General features: G+C 75.9%; 15 protein-coding genes. 3 read left to right on the forward strand and 12 right to left on the reverse strand.

The genetic code is table 11. The features are described 5' to 3' along the window. Positions 1-26: 26 nt before the first annotated feature. The 10 genes from OG823_RS06495 to OG823_RS06540 form a co-directional block, all read right to left on the reverse strand. Positions 27-407, reverse strand: a complete 381-nt coding sequence (locus OG823_RS06495; protein ID WP_371478259.1) for a TadE/TadG family type IV pilus assembly protein — start codon at positions 405-407, stop codon at positions 27-29. Between the two features lie 35 nt (positions 408-442). Next, the gene (locus OG823_RS06500) at positions 443-703 is read right to left on the reverse strand and encodes a hypothetical protein (protein WP_371478261.1); all 261 of its coding nucleotides are present in this window, start codon (positions 701-703) and stop codon (positions 443-445) included. Positions 704-765: 62 nt separating this feature from the next. Further along, entirely contained in the window at positions 766-1,653 is an 888-nt protein-coding gene (locus tag OG823_RS06505; protein WP_371478263.1) for a hypothetical protein, read from the reverse strand. Beyond that, the gene (locus OG823_RS06510) at positions 1,650-2,612 is read right to left on the reverse strand and encodes a type II secretion system F family protein (protein WP_371478265.1); all 963 of its coding nucleotides are present in this window, start codon (positions 2,610-2,612) and stop codon (positions 1,650-1,652) included. Before OG823_RS06510 ends, OG823_RS06505 begins: the two co-directional genes overlap by 4 nt. Continuing rightward, positions 2,609-4,222, reverse strand: coding sequence for an ATPase, T2SS/T4P/T4SS family (locus tag OG823_RS06515; RefSeq protein WP_371478266.1), 1,614 nt, complete (start codon positions 4,220-4,222; stop codon positions 2,609-2,611). The genes OG823_RS06510 and OG823_RS06515 overlap by 4 nt, the downstream gene beginning before the upstream one ends. Beyond that, positions 4,212-5,423, reverse strand: coding sequence for a hypothetical protein (locus OG823_RS06520; RefSeq protein ID WP_371478268.1), 1,212 nt, complete (start codon positions 5,421-5,423; stop codon positions 4,212-4,214). Before OG823_RS06520 ends, OG823_RS06515 begins: the two co-directional genes overlap by 11 nt. Then, positions 5,423-6,208, reverse strand: a complete 786-nt coding sequence (locus OG823_RS06525; RefSeq protein WP_371478270.1) for an SAF domain-containing protein — start codon at positions 6,206-6,208, stop codon at positions 5,423-5,425. Before OG823_RS06525 ends, OG823_RS06520 begins: the two co-directional genes overlap by 1 nt. Before the next feature lie 57 nt (positions 6,209-6,265). Further along, the gene (locus OG823_RS06530) at positions 6,266-7,195 is read right to left on the reverse strand and encodes a hypothetical protein (RefSeq protein WP_371478272.1); all 930 of its coding nucleotides are present in this window, start codon (positions 7,193-7,195) and stop codon (positions 6,266-6,268) included. Between the two features lie 5 nt (positions 7,196-7,200). Beyond that, on the reverse strand, positions 7,201-7,521 hold the full coding sequence (locus OG823_RS06535) for a hypothetical protein (RefSeq protein ID WP_371478274.1): 321 nt from the start codon (positions 7,519-7,521) through the stop codon (positions 7,201-7,203). A gap of 442 nt (positions 7,522-7,963) precedes the next feature. Further along, positions 7,964-8,812 (reverse strand): hypothetical protein, encoded by an 849-nt coding sequence (locus OG823_RS06540; RefSeq protein ID WP_371478276.1) that lies wholly within the window; start codon positions 8,810-8,812, stop codon positions 7,964-7,966. A 241-nt stretch (positions 8,813-9,053) separates the two neighbouring features. On the opposite strand from OG823_RS06540, the gene OG823_RS06545 reads away from it, so the two are divergent. From OG823_RS06545 to OG823_RS06555, 3 genes are all read left to right on the forward strand, one after another. Then, positions 9,054-9,515, forward strand: coding sequence for a pyridoxamine 5'-phosphate oxidase family protein (locus OG823_RS06545; RefSeq protein ID WP_371478277.1), 462 nt, complete (start codon positions 9,054-9,056; stop codon positions 9,513-9,515). Between the two features lie 118 nt (positions 9,516-9,633). Further along, a complete protein-coding gene (locus OG823_RS06550) occupies positions 9,634-10,086 on the forward strand; it encodes a MaoC family dehydratase (protein ID WP_371478278.1) in 453 nt (150 codons plus the stop codon). Between the two features lie 338 nt (positions 10,087-10,424). After that, positions 10,425-11,744: an MBL fold metallo-hydrolase gene (locus OG823_RS06555; RefSeq protein WP_371484333.1), complete on the forward strand. Its 1,320-nt coding sequence runs from the start codon at positions 10,425-10,427 to the stop codon at positions 11,742-11,744. Positions 11,745-12,014: 270 nt separating this feature from the next. On the opposite strand, the gene OG823_RS06560 is transcribed toward OG823_RS06555, so the two are convergent. Both OG823_RS06560 and OG823_RS06565 read right to left on the reverse strand, forming a co-directional pair. Further along, positions 12,015-14,708, reverse strand: a complete 2,694-nt coding sequence (locus OG823_RS06560; RefSeq protein WP_371478280.1) for a DUF6493 family protein — start codon at positions 14,706-14,708, stop codon at positions 12,015-12,017. After that, positions 14,705-16,186: an SWIM zinc finger family protein gene (locus OG823_RS06565; protein ID WP_371478282.1), complete on the reverse strand. Its 1,482-nt coding sequence runs from the start codon at positions 16,184-16,186 to the stop codon at positions 14,705-14,707. Before OG823_RS06565 ends, OG823_RS06560 begins: the two co-directional genes overlap by 4 nt. Positions 16,187-16,304: the final 118 nt, after the last annotated feature.

Consider the following 16,304-nt stretch of genomic DNA (forward strand, 5'->3'; position numbering starts at 1 on the left):
CGACGGGAGCGGTGGGGACCGGCGCCTCACGGAGCACCGCCCTGCTGGACGAACTGCTCGCGAGGGGCGGAGGCGTGCTGGGTGAGCTCGGGCGTCGGCACGCCGGGGATCATGAAGTGCGGCACCACCACCACGCTGACCTGGATCGTCGTGGGGGTACTGCCGTCGGTCGTCACCCCGTAGCGGTCGACCACCGAGCCCTCCCGCGCCAGGAAGCTCTCGGCCTGCTGCCGCGCCGCCGCGTCCTTCTGCCCGTCGGTGGCGGCGCCCTGGAGCCGTCCGGCGTCCACGCCCTCGCGGGCGGCGACGAGGGCGACCTCGCGGGCGTACCACCACATCGATCCCTGGACCACGAGCAGGACGAGGACCAGGACGGTGGGAAAGACGACGGCCAGACTGAGCGTCATCGATCCGGCGTCCCGGGGCCGGTGCGGACGGCGGCTCACCCCGTCGGAGCCGTCTTCGGGACCTGCGAGGTCACGTTGGTGGCCAGGCTCTTGATGGCGAACAGGACGCCACCGGCGATCACCATCAGGGCGATCACGGCCAGCGCCAGCTCGATGCTGATCGCGCCCCGGTCGCCCTCGGCGCGGGCCGCGCGCAACCGCCCGGCCCGATGGTGCAGGAGCAACGAGCCGAGCTGGAGGGGTACGAGGAGCGGGAGGAGCAGGGCGCCGGCCAGCTGTCGCAGTCGAGTGGTCATCGGGACTCCAGGTGGTCTTCGGGGGAGGTGGAGCGGGCAGGGGGAACGCTTCGGAGCGGCACCTAACGGGAGTTGAGCATCTGGTAGAGCGCCGGGAAGACGATCAGGGACGTCATGAGCAGGGTGAGCGCGGAGCCGGGGGCGACCATGCGCTCGCTGTCGGTGTTGGCGCGGGCGAGGTCCTCGGCGAGCAGCTCACCGCGCAGGCTCCGCGCGCGGGCGCGCAGGGTCTCGTACACGGCCGCGCCGTCGGTGCCGGAGATCCGCATGATGTCCGCGACGTCCTGGAGGGGGGTCAGGCCGAGCTCCTCCGAGAGCGCGTCCAGGCCGTCCCAGGGCGGGAGCCGATCGGTGGTGGCGCGCTCCAGGGCGTCGCGGATGCGCCGGAAGACCGTGCCCCGGCCGACCGCGGCGGCCCGGCGCAGTGCCTCGGCCGGGCCGCAGTCCGCGGCGCGTTCCAGCGCGACGAGTTCGAGGTAGGCGGCGATGCCGTGCAGGTACTCGGTCCTGGCCTCCTTGGCCTCGCCGTGCACGATGCCGTCGGGGACGAACCAGAACATGCCGCCCAGCAGCGGGCCGACCACGAACGGGACCGCCATCGGCAGCGCGGTGCCGGTCAGCGCGGCCATCGCGGTGAGGTACGCCGGGAGCAGCAGCCCGAGGAGGGCGAACAGCAGCTTGTGCGCCATGAACCGGGCCGGGGTGCGGCCGATCAGTGACAGCTCGCGCTGCGGGATGCGCAGCCCGGGCAGGCCGATGGCACCCTCGCCCAGCCGGTCGTACCAGCGCGGCGGCTCCTCGGCGTCCTCGGTGCGGCCGCCGACCGGTGTGCGGTGCAGGCGGTCCAGGGCCTGCCCCAGATCCGGTGGCGCCGGCCGGAGTTCGGAGACGAGCAGGGCGATGCCGCCGGCCGCGACGGCGCCGGCCAGGACGGACCAGGGCGAGATCATCGGAACTCCTTCGCCGGTACGTCGCTCTGCTCGGCCGCGTCCGGGCCGGCGTCGGCGGCGAGTCGGCCGGCCTTGCTGCGGCGGTCGGGCTCCAGCAGCCTGGGCAGCGGCGGGTGCGAGGCCAGCGCGCGCATCCAGGCGATCACGGCGACGAAGGCGGCGGCCAGCACCGCGAGCACGACCTGCCCGACGAAGGTGCTGTAGGGCGCGGTGTAGCCGCTGTTGAAGGAGCCGACCACGATCACCAGCACGATGATGCCGACCAGCCAGCGGATCGTGGTGCGGTGCTTGGCCCGGTCGGCCTCGATCGCCCGGCGCTGGCGGACCTCCTCCCGGACCGAGTCGGCGAGATCGGCCAGCGCCCGGGCCAGACCGGGGCCGCTGTCACCGGAGCGCAGCACCAGGGCGGCGAGCACCTTGTCGGAGGTGGAGTCGGCCAGGCTGTCGGCGAAGGCGCGCAACGCGTCCTCGGGCCGCCAGCGGGACTGCAGGCGGGCGGCCAGTTCGGCGATCTCGGACTCCAGGGCGGCGGGCGCGGTGCGGCGGCTGGTGACGATGGCCTGGTTGAGGCCGACCCCGAGCAGCAGGACGTCCGCGATCCGCTGGGTCCACTCCGCGAGGGCCTCCAGCCGCTCGATCCGGTGGGTGTCGGAGCGGGTCGCGTCGAAGAGCCAGGGCAGGCCGAAGACGCCGACCGGCACGAGCAGCGCGGTGAGCGGGATGCCGGTGAAGAGCCAGCCGAGCGGCGCTCCGGCCAGCGCCAGCGGCAGTTGGACGCGGCGCAGCCGCACCAGCCGGGGGGCGGCCGTGCCCGGGGCGCCGTACCAGAGGGTGTGCGCGCGGGTCGCGAGCGGGTTGTCGGCCGGCCCGTCGGCGGGGTCGGTGCCACGCAGGCCGACGGCCAGGGCGATGAGGCCGCCGGTGACCATCAGGCCGCAGAGGACGAAGAGGAGCATCATCGGGCGCCGCCGATCCGCAGCTGGAGCGGCGCGGCCCAACTGCCGTACCCGGCCTGCAGCAGGGAGGCGTCGAAGCCGGCCCGGCGCAGGTCGTCCAGGCAGTTGGGCGGGGTGTGCGGGACGGCCCGGGGCTCGCCCTGATCGATCCTCGGCCCGAAGACGGTGTTCAGTGCGGGCCGCCCGTGCTCACCGAGGCCGGCCACCTCCAGGACGTGCGAGACGAACCGGTGGCGGCGACCGCCGACGGCGGTCTCGTCGACCATGGTGACGTGCACGATGAGGTCGATGGCGTTGGCGGTGAGACGGTAGGCGAGGCTGTCGGTCATGTGGGCGCCGTACTCCAGGCAGAGTTCGGCGATCCGGTCGACCACCATGTGCGGGCCGCGCGCGTGCAGGGTGCACATCGAGCCGCCCTCGCCGTTGGTCATCACCCGCAGCATCGGGACCACCTCGCCGGAGCGGACCTCGCCGACGATGATCCGCGAGAGCGTCATCCGCAGCGCCGCCGGGATCAGCTCGCCGATCGTCAGCTCGCCGGCCAGCCGCCCGTCGACGCGCTCGCCGTTGCCCTCCCGGGCCTCCATCGGGACGACCTGGCGCAGGTGGCCGAGGGTGTGCAGCCAGAGTTCGAACTCCGACTCCAGGGTGCCGATCCGCTCGTCCGGCGGGATCTCGGCGGCCATCGCGCGCAGCAGGCTGGTCTTGCCGACGCCCTGCGTACCGGTGATCATCACGTTCTTCCGGGCCCGGATCGCGGCTGCCAGGAAGGCCGCCAGGGTGTGGTCCACCGTGCCGAGCTGGATGAGGTCCGACAGGGTCGCCGAGGCGACCCGGTGGCGGCGGATCGCGACGTACGGGCGCGGGGTGACCTCGGTCAGCGCCTGCAGCCGCATACCGCCCTCCAGCCGCAGCGCCAGGGTGGGACTGGCGGTGGAGAGGCTGCGCTCGCCACCGCCGTGCTGGCGGGCGAGATCCTGCAGCAGCTCGACCAGTTCGGCGTCGGTGTCGGCCACCGGCGGTACCTGGCGCAGCGGTTGGTGCACCCGGGAGATCCAGACGTCGTCACAGCCGTTGATCAGGATGTTCTCGATGTCCGGGTCGTCCAGGTAGGGCTGGAGCCGCCCGGCGCGGAACAGCAGGTCGAAGACTGCCTCGGCCAGCGCCCGGTCCTGCTCCCGGGTGGGCGGGATGCCGTGTGTCTGGGCGTAGGCGTCCGACCAGCGGGCCACGGCCTCCTCGATCAGGGCGCGGCCGCGCTGGCGGCGGGTGGCACGGTCCGCCTCCACCCCGGAGCCGGCCGACAGCTTGGTGAGCTGCTGGTGCAGTTCGGCGGCGACCTGGCGCTTGAGCTCGCGTGCCACCTGCGGGTCGACGGCGGGCCGGGTGCCCGCTCCGCGCTTGTCGAGCGCGGGCAGCGCGGAGGGCACGGCGGTCGGTCCCACCGCGGCGTGGTCGCCGGGAGGCCGGCCGGCGGACGCCAGGGGGCCGGCCGGGGCCGGTCCGGTCACCCGGCCGGTGACGACCGGGCCGCCGGGGCCGGGCAGCGGCGTCGACCAGGGCAGCGCGGCGGGGTCGGCGCCGGGTCGCTGGTTCAGGGGGCTACCGCGCACGGAGCACCTGCCCGTAGGTGATCTGCTGCGCCGGATCGGACTGCTCGGGGGTGGGCCGCAGCGGCGCCGGCCGGTCCTGCTCGGGGTGCCGGTCGTACGGCGCCTGCTGCGGGTACGGGGTCTGCTGCGGCTGCTGGGCCTGCTGGGCCTGCTGGTACGGGGACGGCCCGGCCGGCCGGTGGGCGGGGGCCGGCTGGCCGGGGAACGGCGCGGGTGCGGCGGGCTGCGGGGCGAGCCCGGCCAGCGGCGCCTGCCCGTACGGCGGCGGTGCGTGGTGGGCCTGGTAGGCGAGCGGGTGCGACTGGGGGCCGGGCTGCCAGGCCGCCCGCGGCACCTGGTGCTCCACCGGGGTGGGGGCGGGCATCACCTGCGGCGGCGACTGCGGCCGGGTGGCCTGCTGCGCCGCGGCGGAGGGGGCGAGCCGCCGGCGGCGGCCGCGGACCAGCAGCTGGATCTGGTCCGCGGCCGAGCGGGCGGTGCGCATCAACTCCGAACGGACGAAACGACGGTCGGCGCTGTCCCCGCCGTCGGACAGCACTCTGGCCGTACGCGGCGCGTGCGGCAGCAGGCCCAGGGTGGGCAGGCCGAACTCCCGGGAGACCTCCGAGGCCGAGTACGGGCCCTCGGCGATCAGCAACAGGCCCAGCGCGTCCGCCCCGGTGCCGGCGGTGGCGAGGTCCTCGCGCAGCGCCGCCAGTCTCGGGCGGGCGGCGCTCAGCCCGCGCAGCGTGGTGCGCAGCGTGGCGACCACCGCGTCGGCCCGCCGGGCCAGCACCGCGCTGGGCCCGGTGGCGCCGGAGCGCCCGAGGTCCAGGATGACGTCGTAGCCCTGGGGTTCGAGCGCGTGCAGGGTCTCGACGAGCGGCTCCCAGGTGTAGGCGAGGCCGGGCGCCTGGGTGGGATCGGTGAGGCCGGGCAGCAGCAGGCGCTCGCCCTCGCCGTCCGGGGAGAGGTCGATCAGCTGGTCCCAGAGGGTCTGCGCGAGCAGCCCGCGCCGGTCGGCGACGGCCAGGTTGCGCAGACCGTAGACGGCCTCCACCCGGCCCTCCAGCGCGCCCGCGAGGACGGCTCCGCCGTCCGGGTCGCACTCCACCAGGAGGATCCGGCGGCCGGGCTCCAGCGGCCAGGCGAGCAGCAGGGCGAGGGCCGAGGTGGTGGCGCCGGGCGCCCCCGGTCCGCCGACGACCGCGATCACCGCCATCAGGCGCTGCCCCCGCTCGCTGCCCCGGAGGGCGTCGCCGCCGGGGCCGAGGCGCCCGCCGAGGCACCGCCCGTGCCGGTCGCACCGGCCGTCCTCGGCGCCAGCACGACCTGGAACTTCGCGCCGGCCACCCAGCCGGCCAGCCGGGTGCCGTCGGCCACCGACACCGCGACGTCGAACACCACGCTGCCGTCCGCGTCGGTCTTCCCCACCGTCGTCACCACGGCGGCCAGGCTCTCGGGGGTCCGGGTGGTGCCCCCGCCCTGGCCCGAGCCGGCGTCCGGGGTGGAGACCACCAGTACGGACACCCCGGGCTGGAGCCTGGTGGCGGGCAGCTGGTTGCGCTTGGCGGCGATGCCGACGACCAGCTGGCCCGGCTGCACCGTGAGGGCCTGCGCCACGTCCGCCTTGAGCAGCAGGGCGCCCTCCTTGAGGTCGGTGGTGGCGCGCATGCCGACCGTCCGGGCCTGGTCGGCGGCCGAGAGCGGCTTCAGAGCCGGGTCACTGGCGATCCGGGCGACCACCAGGTCGTCCGCCTTCAGCACCTGCCCGTACGCGACGTCATGGGCCAGTGCCAGGACGGCGATCCGCTGCCCGGTGCTGTTGTAGAGCACCGCGCCGCCGAGCCCGCCCGCCGCGATCAGCGCCACCGCCATGGCCAGCACCGCGGGACGCCGCCGCCGGGCCCGCAGCGTGCGGGGCGGCGCGTGCGGGACGCCGCGCGCGGGCTCGGGGACGAGGGTGGACGTGCCGGTGCCCGGCGTCGTGACTGTTCGGTTCTCCACCGGGCTTCGGCCTTTCGTACGCGTACGGGGGGAGCTGGACGGACTGCGGACGGACGGTCAGTTCAGCACCTGGACCTCACTGACCGTCAGGGCGAAGGGCACGGTGGTGACCGTCATCGTGATCGGCCTGGTGCCGATCGCCTCGCCGGTTCCGACCACCTTCGAGGTGACCGCCCAGGTGAGCGTGACGGTGCCGGAGAAGGCGCCGGAGGCCCTCTCCACCGCCGAGCTCTCGGTGAAGGTGAAGCCGCAGTCCGGGGAGGGCTCCCGGCCGAACCGGGCCTCGTAGGGGGTGCCCGCCGTGGTGCAGTGCTTCACCTGGCCGTGGCCGAAGTTCCACTCGACGTCCTGGAGCACCGGGGTCGCGGTGACCGAGATGTAGTTGCCCCGGACCGTCCCCGGCGCGGGCGCCGCCGTGCCGGCCGCCCAGTCGAACCAGAGCCAGACCGGCAGGCCGACGACCGCGCCGGCGGCGGGGGCCACGTGCGGGGCGGGGGCGTCGAAGCGGATCCGGCCCCGGGCGTCGTTGGCGAGGGCGAACTTGTCGTCCGGCGGCGGCCCGCCGGGCGCCTGGGCGAGGAAGACCGGCTCGCCCGGTGCGATGCCGCCGGTGGTCTGGCGGCAGTTGACCTCGTAGACCCCGCCGTCCGCGGGCTGGTGTCCGGCCCAGGAGGGGTCGCCGGCCGGGGGCTGCGGATCGGAGAGGTGGTAGTAGCAGCCGTTCGAGGTGCTGAACCAGCCGAGGTCGTTGTCCCAGCAGGCCCAGTCCTGGCCGTTCCAGCTGCAGGTCGCGGTGCCGCCGCCGCTCGCGCCGCCGCCGCCGGTGGGCCCGGTGGTCGGTACCGTGCCCGGCTCGTGCACGTCCGTGCAGATGTAGGTCACCTGGCACTGGTGCACATCCCCGGTGGGGCCGTCCGCCATTGCGGCGCCGGCCGGTGCCAGCAGCAACCCGGCTGCCAGCAGCACACGAAACGTGAATCCTGCCATCGGCTTCAGCATGTTCGGTCCACCTCGCGTTTGAAGTCCACGATCAGCCAGCGTGCTCCGGACTTGCGCAGGGAAACGGTCGCGGGGTACCTCGTCAGCGCCTGTTGCGGTGCCTTTATCGCGTGCGTTGTCGCGTCGGCCTGCTGCCATGCCGTCACATCCAGGCAGTCCCCGACAACGGCGGTCTGCGGATCGGACTTCACGTCGACGCTGTTCACCACCGGGGAATTGCGTGGACTTCCGATCATCACGAGCTTCGCCTCGTGCAACTGGTGAAGGTTCGCGAGCGCCTCGCTGAGCGCCTTCCCGGTCGAGTACGCCTGCAACTGGGAACCGTCGGAGTCGGACCGGGCGAAAGCGTCCGTCTGGGCCGCCCACCAGTCCTGATACGCCCTCAACGCCGTTCGCCCGACGGCCCCTTCCGGACCGTCGGTCGGCGCGGTCCCACCGGTGCCCGAACCACCCGAAGGAGTTACCGGAGTCACTGCCGCAACACTGGGCGCAGAAGTACCGAGCCGATCGGCGGAACCGGCGCCACCACTGCCCCCGCAGGAGCTCAGCAGTATCACCATTACCACCCCACCAACCCCAACCGCCCCAGGGCGCAACACATTTCCGCGCTGCCGCATCGCCCCACCTCGTCGCGACCGACCCCGTCCGTGGTCAGTGGCCGCCAGAAGAATTCCGCCGTACCCGCCGTGCCTGCTGCCAGAGCATCGATTCTTCGCCAAACCGGCCCATCACGGCAACAGCGCGAGCACCCTGACCTTACGCGGACGGCGGATCCGTCGGGGCATTTTCTCGCCACAGAACGGCCAACAGTTCTTCGGAAAGCGACAATCCGGCCAATGCACCCCGTACGGCGGCCCGATTGCGCATCAACAACCGTCCGCCCTGGGGCGGCAGGAGCAGTCGGGCGCCGCTCGCCCCGGCGGCGAGCTCGCCCCACTCCAGCTGCGCGGAGACCGCCTCGTGCAGCTCCTGCGGGCCCACCGCCGGCGGGCCGCCGGGCACACCGTGCTCCAGTACTCTGGCCAGTGCCCAGCTGAACGAGCCCTCGCCGCCCGGCAGTACGGCGGCCCGGCCGCGTCTGCCGGCGGTGTGCCGTGAGATCCGGCCCCAGAGCGGCACCCGCGAGTACGCCAACAGCTCCCCGACGCCGTCCTCCCCGCCGCCGCGCTCCAGCACCGCCCAGGTGTCCCGGTCGGCGACGGCGTCGACCAGCAGCAGGGTCTCCTCCTGGTCGCCGTGGACCATCGCGCTGACCACCCAGTCCCAGGCCAGCCCCCGCCGGTAGGCGTTGTCGGGCGTGCTGCCGCCGGTCACCAGGGCGAGCCGGCGCCCCCTGGGGTCGGCGACCAGCTGTCCCAGCAGGCAGACCACCAGCCAGCGCGCGCGCCGCTGCGCCGCGCCGCGCAGCTCGGTGAGCATCCGGTTCGCGTCGGCGCCCGGCTCCACCAGGGTGACCCGGCACCCGGCGGTGCCCGCGTCGAAGCAGCTGCCGGGCAGCACGTCGGCCAGCAGCCGCGCGCCGTCCGCCGCCAGTGCCGAGCCGCCGAAACTGCGCTCCGGCCCGCCGTCCGCCCCGATCACGACCAGATCGACTCCGCTGACCATCCGCGCACCCCCTCCTCGGCGGCCCGCCCTACCAGGGGCCGCTGCGCCGTACCGGGTACGGATGTGCCCCGTACCGCCGCCAAGCTACCGCCGCGCGGGCCGCCGCACGGGCGGCGTCCGCGACCCGGCGCGCCCGGCCGCGCGGGCGGGGCCGGGGGCCCGGCCACCGGGTGATCCGTTCGTCCAGGTCAGGGACCATGGGCCCTACGGCAGCGGCGGCCCGGGGGGCACCATCGAACGCATGGACCGTGACGATCGGGTGGAGTGCCTGAGCGAGGACGAGTGCCTGCGCCTGCTCGCCACCGTGCCCCTCGGGCGGTTGGTGTACACCGCGCAGGCACTGCCGGCCGTGCTGCCGGTGGCCTTCGAGGTCGCCGCCGACGGCCGGCTGGTGCTCGCCGTGCGCCGGGACGCCAGGGTCTGCCGGGCGCTGGACGACACGGTGACCGCGTTCCAGGCCGACCGGCTGGACCCGGTGACCCGCGGCGGCTGGAGCGTGCTGGTGCACGGGCGGTCCCGGCTGGTGAGCGACCCGGCGACGCACGAGCGGCTGCTGCGGAGCGGGACCTGGAGCTGGGCGCCCGAGGACGAGCCGGTGTTCGTGACGATCACGCCGGAGCTGGTCGGCGGCAACCGGCTGCGGCCGGTGCGGCGGCCCGGGGCGGACGCCTGCCCGGCCGGTCCCGGGGCGGGCGACTCCTGACATGTGACCGGCGAGTAGGCATACTCTGCCAGGGCACCGGCGGCGTGCGTCCCGATCGCGGACCGTCCCGCGGGTGCCGTTGTCCACCCCGGAGCCCCACCGCCCGCAGGAGCGCACCTTGACGACCTTCGCCTCCCTCGCCGACCTGACCGCAGCCGTCGGCACCGAACTCGGTACCAGCGAGTGGCACACCGTCGGCCAGGCCCAGGTCGATCTGTTCGCCGAGGCCACCGGCGACCACCAGTGGATCCACGTCGACCCGGTGCGGGCCGGGGCGAGCCCGTTCGGCTCGACCATCGCGCACGGCTACCTCACGCTGTCGCTGATCCCGGTCCTGGCCAAGGAGTGCTACGGCGTCGAGGGCATCCGGATGGCGCTCAACTACGGCTCCGACAAGGTGCGCTTCCCCGCTCCCCTCCCGGTCGGCACGGCGGTGCGGGCCACCGCGGAGCTGGTCTCCGCCGCCGAGGTCCCGGGGGGCGTGCAGGCCGTCGTCCGGTTCACCGTGGTCAGCGCGGAGAGCGCCAAGCCGCACTGCGTCGCCGAGACGATCACCCGGTTCTACCTCTGACCGCCATCGCGTGAACAGGCGTGCGGTACGCCGAACGGCCCGCCGCACGGCTGTTCACCAGGTCACGGTGGAACCCCGGCCGGTATGGTCCGACGAGATGGTTGTCGTACGACAAGGGCCACGTATCGGGGCCGTTCGCGCGTACCGGCCGTCAGTGCGTCGGCATGCCGGTATCCGGGTCGCAACAGCTGGGCAGTAGTCGCTCGTACGCCGGCCGTACGGCGGCCCTCCCGCCGCGCGGACCGGATGCTCCCGTCCTTGGAGGCACCGTGCCCAGCTCCGTCCCCTGGTACTCCCGCGTCACCGGTCTGACCTCGCAGCTCTCCACACCCGGGCGACTGACCGGGGCGCCCCTGTCCGAGCTCTCGCGCACCGCCTGGCAGCAACTGCGGACAGAGGCCTTCGGAGCCGACCCGCGCGGCGGACGACTGGCCCGGATCCGCCGCTCGCCGCAGTTCGAGGACGGCGCGTTCCGCAATCCGGTGCCGACCCGGCGGCTGGTGTACGAGCGGACGCCGCTGGAGATCACCCGGGCCCGGTTCACCGCCGACCGGGCCCGCCGGGGGCCGACCGCCGCCGTCCCGCTGCACCGGCTTCTCCCGGTCGAGCTGGCCGTGCCGCCCGCCTCCGGCCTGCGGCTGACCTGGCTGGGCCACGCCACGGTGCTCGCCGAGCTGGACGGCCGGCGGGTGCTGTTCGACCCGGTCTGGGGCGAGCGCTGTTCGCCGTTCGGGTGGACCGGGCCCAAACGGCTGCACCCCGTGCCGATCCCGCTCGCCGAACTGGGGCCGGTCGACGTGGTGGTGGTCTCCCACGACCACTACGACCACCTGGACATGGCCACCATCCGCGCGCTGACCGGGACGGGCGCGGTGTTCGCCGTCCCGCTCGGGGTCGGCGCGCATCTGGAGCACTGGGGCGTCCCGGCCGACCGGATCGTCGAGCTGGACTGGTGGGAGTCCGCCGAGGTCGCGGGGCTGACGCTGACCGCCACCCCCGCCCGCCACTACTGCAGCCGGGGGCCCCGGACCAGCCCGTTGTTCCTCTGGGCGTCGTGGGTGGTGGCCGGGCCCGAGAACCGGGTCTTCCACAGCGGGGACACCGGGTACTTCCCCGGCTTCGAGGAGATCGGCCGCCGACTCGGGCCGTTCGACGCGACGATGATGCAGGTCGGCGCGTACAGCGACTTCTGGCCCGAGGTGCACATGACCCCCGAGGAGGGGGTGCGGGCCCACCTGGACCTGGGCGGGCGGGTGCTGCTGCCGATCCACTGGTGCACCTTCAACCTCGCACCGCACCCGTGGGAGGAGCCGCCCGAGCGGACCATCGCCGCGGCCCGGGCACTCGGTGCCACCACGGCCGTGCCCCGGCCCGGCAAGCCGTTCGAACCGGCCGAGCCCCCGGTACTGAAGCTCTGGTGGCGGGCCGTCGCCGCGATGCCGGCGGGCGCCGGGCCGCTCGTACCGGAGAGCCTCCCGGTGGCGGCGGCCGAGCCCGTCCCGGCTGCCGCGGCCGCACCGTCCGGCCCGTCCGGCGCGGAGACCAGGTCGGACGGAGCGCCGGACGGACGGACGCGGACCCGGTCGGACGGACGCCAGGACGCCCGGCCGGACGCCCGGCCCCAGGTCGCGGCGGAGGACGACGGCATCACGGTGTGAGCCCGCCCGGCCCCGCCGGGCGCGCGGACGGACGCGGACCCGGGCGGGCGGGCGGGCAGGCAGGCGGGCGGGCAGGCAGGCGGGCGGGCAGGCAGGCGGGCGGGCGGGCAGGCAGGCGGGCGGGCGGGCAGGCGGCGCTCCTGGCCCGCTCGGTCAGCTCGGCCGTCGCGCCCGGGTGAGCACACCCTCGGTGATGCCGACACGGGCCGACGGTCGTTCCTCGACTCCCCGGGCCGGCTCCGCCTCACCCAGGCACCGCACAGGCCGCGCTCAGGCCGCGTCCAGCACCTCCCGCAGCGCCCGCGCCTCCTTCACCGGCCGGCTCACCCCGCCGCGCCCGGCCAGCGCCGTGACCTCGGCGATCGCGCCCCGGGCCGCCGCGCGCCGGGCGCAGTCCGCCGCCAGCGCGAGCAGTTCGCCACTGCCCCGGGCGGGCTCCCCCGCCAGCAGGCCCGGCAGCGCGCCGGCCAGCACCGACCACACCGTGCCGTACGCGCCGGTGTCGGCCGCCGCGCGCAGCGCCGCCGTCATCCGGTTGGCCTTGACCGCGCCCGCCGCCGTCAGCTCGGCCAGCTCCCGGCCGAGCAGCGCGCCGTCCAGATCGCCGCGCGCGGCCAGCACGAGCAGCGCGTCCACCGCCGCCGCGCGGTCCTCCGGGAAGCGCGCGCCCAGCCCGTACCCGAGGGCCAGGTGCAGCGCGAGGCCGGCCCGGCCGCCCGACTCGGCGAGGTACGGGAGCAGCAGCGGGGCGCCGCGCTCCCCACGGTCGGCGGCAGCGGCGAAACCGTCGAGCAGCCGCGCCGCGACCTCCTCCCGGTGGCCGGGCAGCGCGGCCACCCAGTGCGGGGTCGGCGCCCACGCCCACCCGGCCTGCTTCCTGGCCCGGGCGACGTCCGGCACGGTCGCCGCGAGCAGGTCCAGACACTCCGACGCCAGACCCTTCGTCATCAGGGCCTCCGACGCCGGGCCCTCCGGCACCCGGGCCACGCCCGGCTGGGCGACGCCGATCCGCACCAGCTGCTCCCACCAGTGGTCCTGGTGGCGCAGGGCCGCCACCGCGCCCCGGCCCGGCGCGAACCGGACCCGCTCCGACGGCTGGGACGGCAGCCCGCCCGCGAGCAGCCAGCCCGCCGTCCGGCGCCCCGCGGGCGAGGTGAGCCGCCCCGCGGCCACCAGCACCTCGGCGTCCCGGGTGGGCGTCACCCGCAGCAGCGCGAGGGAGAGGTCGACCGCGCCGGGCGTGAGCCCCGCCGCCTCGTACACGGCCAGACGCCGTACCAGTTCGGCCGCCTCCAGCGCTCCGGTGGCCACCGAGGGCACCGCGAGCAGCAGGGGCGGCGCGGTGGCCGTGACCTGCCGGGCGGCCTCCTCCAGACGGGCGGCCGTCAGCGCGCCGTAGGGGCTCTGGGGGTGGCGGCGCAGCGGGGAGCGCGAGGTGGCGCGCAGCGAGTCCCACAGCCGCCGCGGCGGCAGGAGTCCGGCGACCGACGCGGCCACGAAGTGGACGTCGCTGGGCGTGCAGTCGCCCCAGTGCCCGCCGCCGGACCAGGGGTGGGCGCGCAACACCGGTGCGAGTGCCTCGACCAGGGCCTGCCGGTCCAGTCGGGCGTGGCGGACCAGGCCGTCCAGCGTCCGTTCGAAGACGGCCACGTCCGCGTCGCCGGCCAGCAGCGCGGAGAGCTCCTCGGCGACCTCGGCCGGGGTGGCGAGCGGCGGGCCCAGCGGGCGAGGTGACGGGACGGGCGGCAGCAGGTCCGCCGGAGCGGCGGCGGGCTCGGGGGCGGCCAGGCCCAGCAGGGCGGCGGCGCGCCCGTGCTGCGCGGGGCCGAGGCTCGCGGCGGCGGCCCGCAGCTCCGGCAGGACGGCGGGGCCGGCGGCCGGGAGGTGGCGGGCGACCACGTTCAGCGCGCGTTCCTGGAGCGCCGTGTCCTGGTGGCCGAAGGCGACGGCGGCCGCCAGCACCACCGGCCCGGAGCGGTCGGGTGCGCGCCGGGCCGCCCGGTCCAGCCAGCCCAGCTGGGCGCGGACCAGCTTCTTCTCCGTCCGGAACAGCACGATCTCGCCGGCCTCGGCGAGGAGTCCGGGCTCCAGCAGACCGGCCTCGTCGAGCCCCGCGAGCACCTGTTGGGCGTGGCCGGCCACCGGCGAGAGCCCGTCGAGCAGGGCCACCAGGGTGCGCGCGTGTCCGAGGTGCTCCTCCGGCGTCGGGCCGAGGGCCTCCAGCAGACCGAGGAAGGCCCGCTGGTCCGCGGGTTTTCCCCCGCGCAGCAGCCGGGCCAGGCAGCGGCCGATCAGCTCCGCGCGGTCCAGCGTCCCGGTACGGGCCAGTTCGGCCAGCGCCCCGGGCCAGGTGTCCCCCGCCGTGCGGCCGGGGGCCGGCGTCAGGCTGTACCCGATGTCGGAGAGTTCGAAGAGCCGGGGCAGCAGGACCGCCAGCAGGGGGTCGGCGCGCAGCAGCTCGACCAGCGGGCCCCGGCGGTCGCGGCCGTCCGCCTCCGCCGCGCGGTGCCGCGCCCAGCCCCGGACGAAGGCGTCGGAGGTCGGCACGGGGCAGCCGGTGAGCAGCACCAGCCGCTCCAGGGCCGGATAGTCGTTCCAGCCCCAGGCCTCGGCGCGGCGCCCCGCGAGCCCGGCCAGCACGGCCGCCTGCCAGTCGGCGGGCTGCTGCCCGATGATCTGCCGGAGCGCGGGGTGATCGAGCTCGACCGTTTCGGAGAACTCCCTGCCGGCGATCCAGCGGGCGGCCGCGCCCGGCGCGGTGTGGCAGCCGGCTCCGGCCAGCAGCACCGCGACCCGGCGGCGCCCGCCCTCCCTGGTCCGGTCGCCGCCGAGGGCGGTCCGCAGTTCCTTGAGCGCGGGCAGGCAGGCCCTGCGCTCGGCCGGTGTGATCCCGGCCAGCAGCTGCGGCAGCGTGCTGGCCGAGCCGAGGCGTACGGCGCCGAGGATCCGCTCCACCGGGCTCATCGCCGGGCCGCCTTCGGGGCGTCCGGGAGCGCGGCGGCGACGGTGCCGACGGGCGCGGCGCCCGGGAGCGCGGCGGCGACGGTGCCGACGGGCGCGGCGCCCGGGAGCGCGGCGGCGGCCGACTCCCTGGTCAGGCCGACGGCGAGCACGTGCTTGCAGGGCCCCCGCCCGCCCCGGTACCTGGCCCACCAGAGGCAGGTGCAGCTCGACCGCCCCGCCGGGTCGGTCCTGACCCGCTGGATGTGGTCGTCGACCGTCACGGTGGCGAGTGCCCCGCCCGGCTCCAGCCGGACCGCGCCCGCCGTGGCCAGCGCACGCGCCGCCCGCAGGCGGGGGTTGTGCAGCTCGGCCCGGCCCGCGTCGTACGGCAGCCGGCGGTGGAAGTAGGCGGCCTCGGCCGCGTCGTAGCCGACCAGGCCGGCCGTGCCGAGTCGGACCAGCGCCGCGCGCACCCGCTCGGGGCTCAGCGCGGCCTGCTCGGCGAGCTCGACCGGGTCGATCCGGGGTTCCCAGGAGAGCAGCACGGCCACCAGGTCGGCGTCCTGCTCGGTGCCGCGGGCGGCCAGCGCACCGAGCACCCCGCCCTCGCCGGAGAAACCGCGGGAGGAGTCCGGCGACAGGGTGAGGGTGAGCCGCATGCCGGGGAGCACGATCTCCCAGGCGGACGCGGTCGGCCCGGCGACCGTGGCCGGCCCGTACACCCGCAGCGCGAGGGCGTGCCTCAGCACCCGCTGCAGGGTGGCGAGCCGCTCGGGCCCGGGCAGGCACACCGCGCCGGGGACCGGCCGGGTGGTCGGGCGCAGCGTCCGGCCGGCGGGCACCACCCAGTGGACCGCCCGGCTCCCGGCGCGGCCGGTGCTCCCGGGCAGCGAGCGCAGGAAGCGGACCGCCTCGGCGGCCGGGAGTTCGGCCCGCAGGTCGAATCCGGCGGCGATGACCTGGGTCTCGGCGAAACCGCGCAGCCAGCGGTCCGGCAGCGGGACCTTCCGCTCGACCACCGGGCCGTCGAAGGTGGTGACCTCCAGGGCGTCCGGCCCGACGGCCAGGTGCAGCGGCTCGGCGGCGCCGATCCGGCCGAGCGACTCCCGCAGCGGGTCGTTCACGTCGACGTTGGTGGTGCCGTGGCCGATCTCGTCTCCGTCCAGGCCCTCGGCCAGGACGTCCAGCCGGGCGTGCACTCCGCAGCAGCCGGAGAAGGACTCGAAGCGCAGCCGGTCGCCGTCGGCGGTGACCACCGGGTCGAGCGAGGCGCGCAGCCGCGGCTGGTGGTACCGGGCGGCCGCGACGTCGGCGACGGCCAGCAGGGCGGCCGCGGCCGGGCCCGGGGCGGTGAGGAACCCGCTGAAGAAGCGCGGGTGCGCGGCGGCCCCGGCGACGGTGGCACCCCCCGAGGTCTGCAGGGCGAGGCGGCGGCCGGCGGCCTCGTCACGGACGGCGGACGGGCGGAGATAGGCGTACGTGTGTACGGCTTGCGTCATGGTCGGAACGCTAGGACCGGGCACTGACAGCCGGCCGAAGAGGAACACGTTCTACCTCTCCGAGGCCCGTCCGGGTAACCCAGGTCACACCGCCGATGACGCCGCGTCTGCCACTATG

It is taken from the genome of Kitasatospora sp. NBC_00315, assembly GCF_041435095.1.
In the GTDB taxonomy this organism is placed as follows: Bacteria; Actinomycetota; Actinomycetes; order Streptomycetales; family Streptomycetaceae; genus Kitasatospora.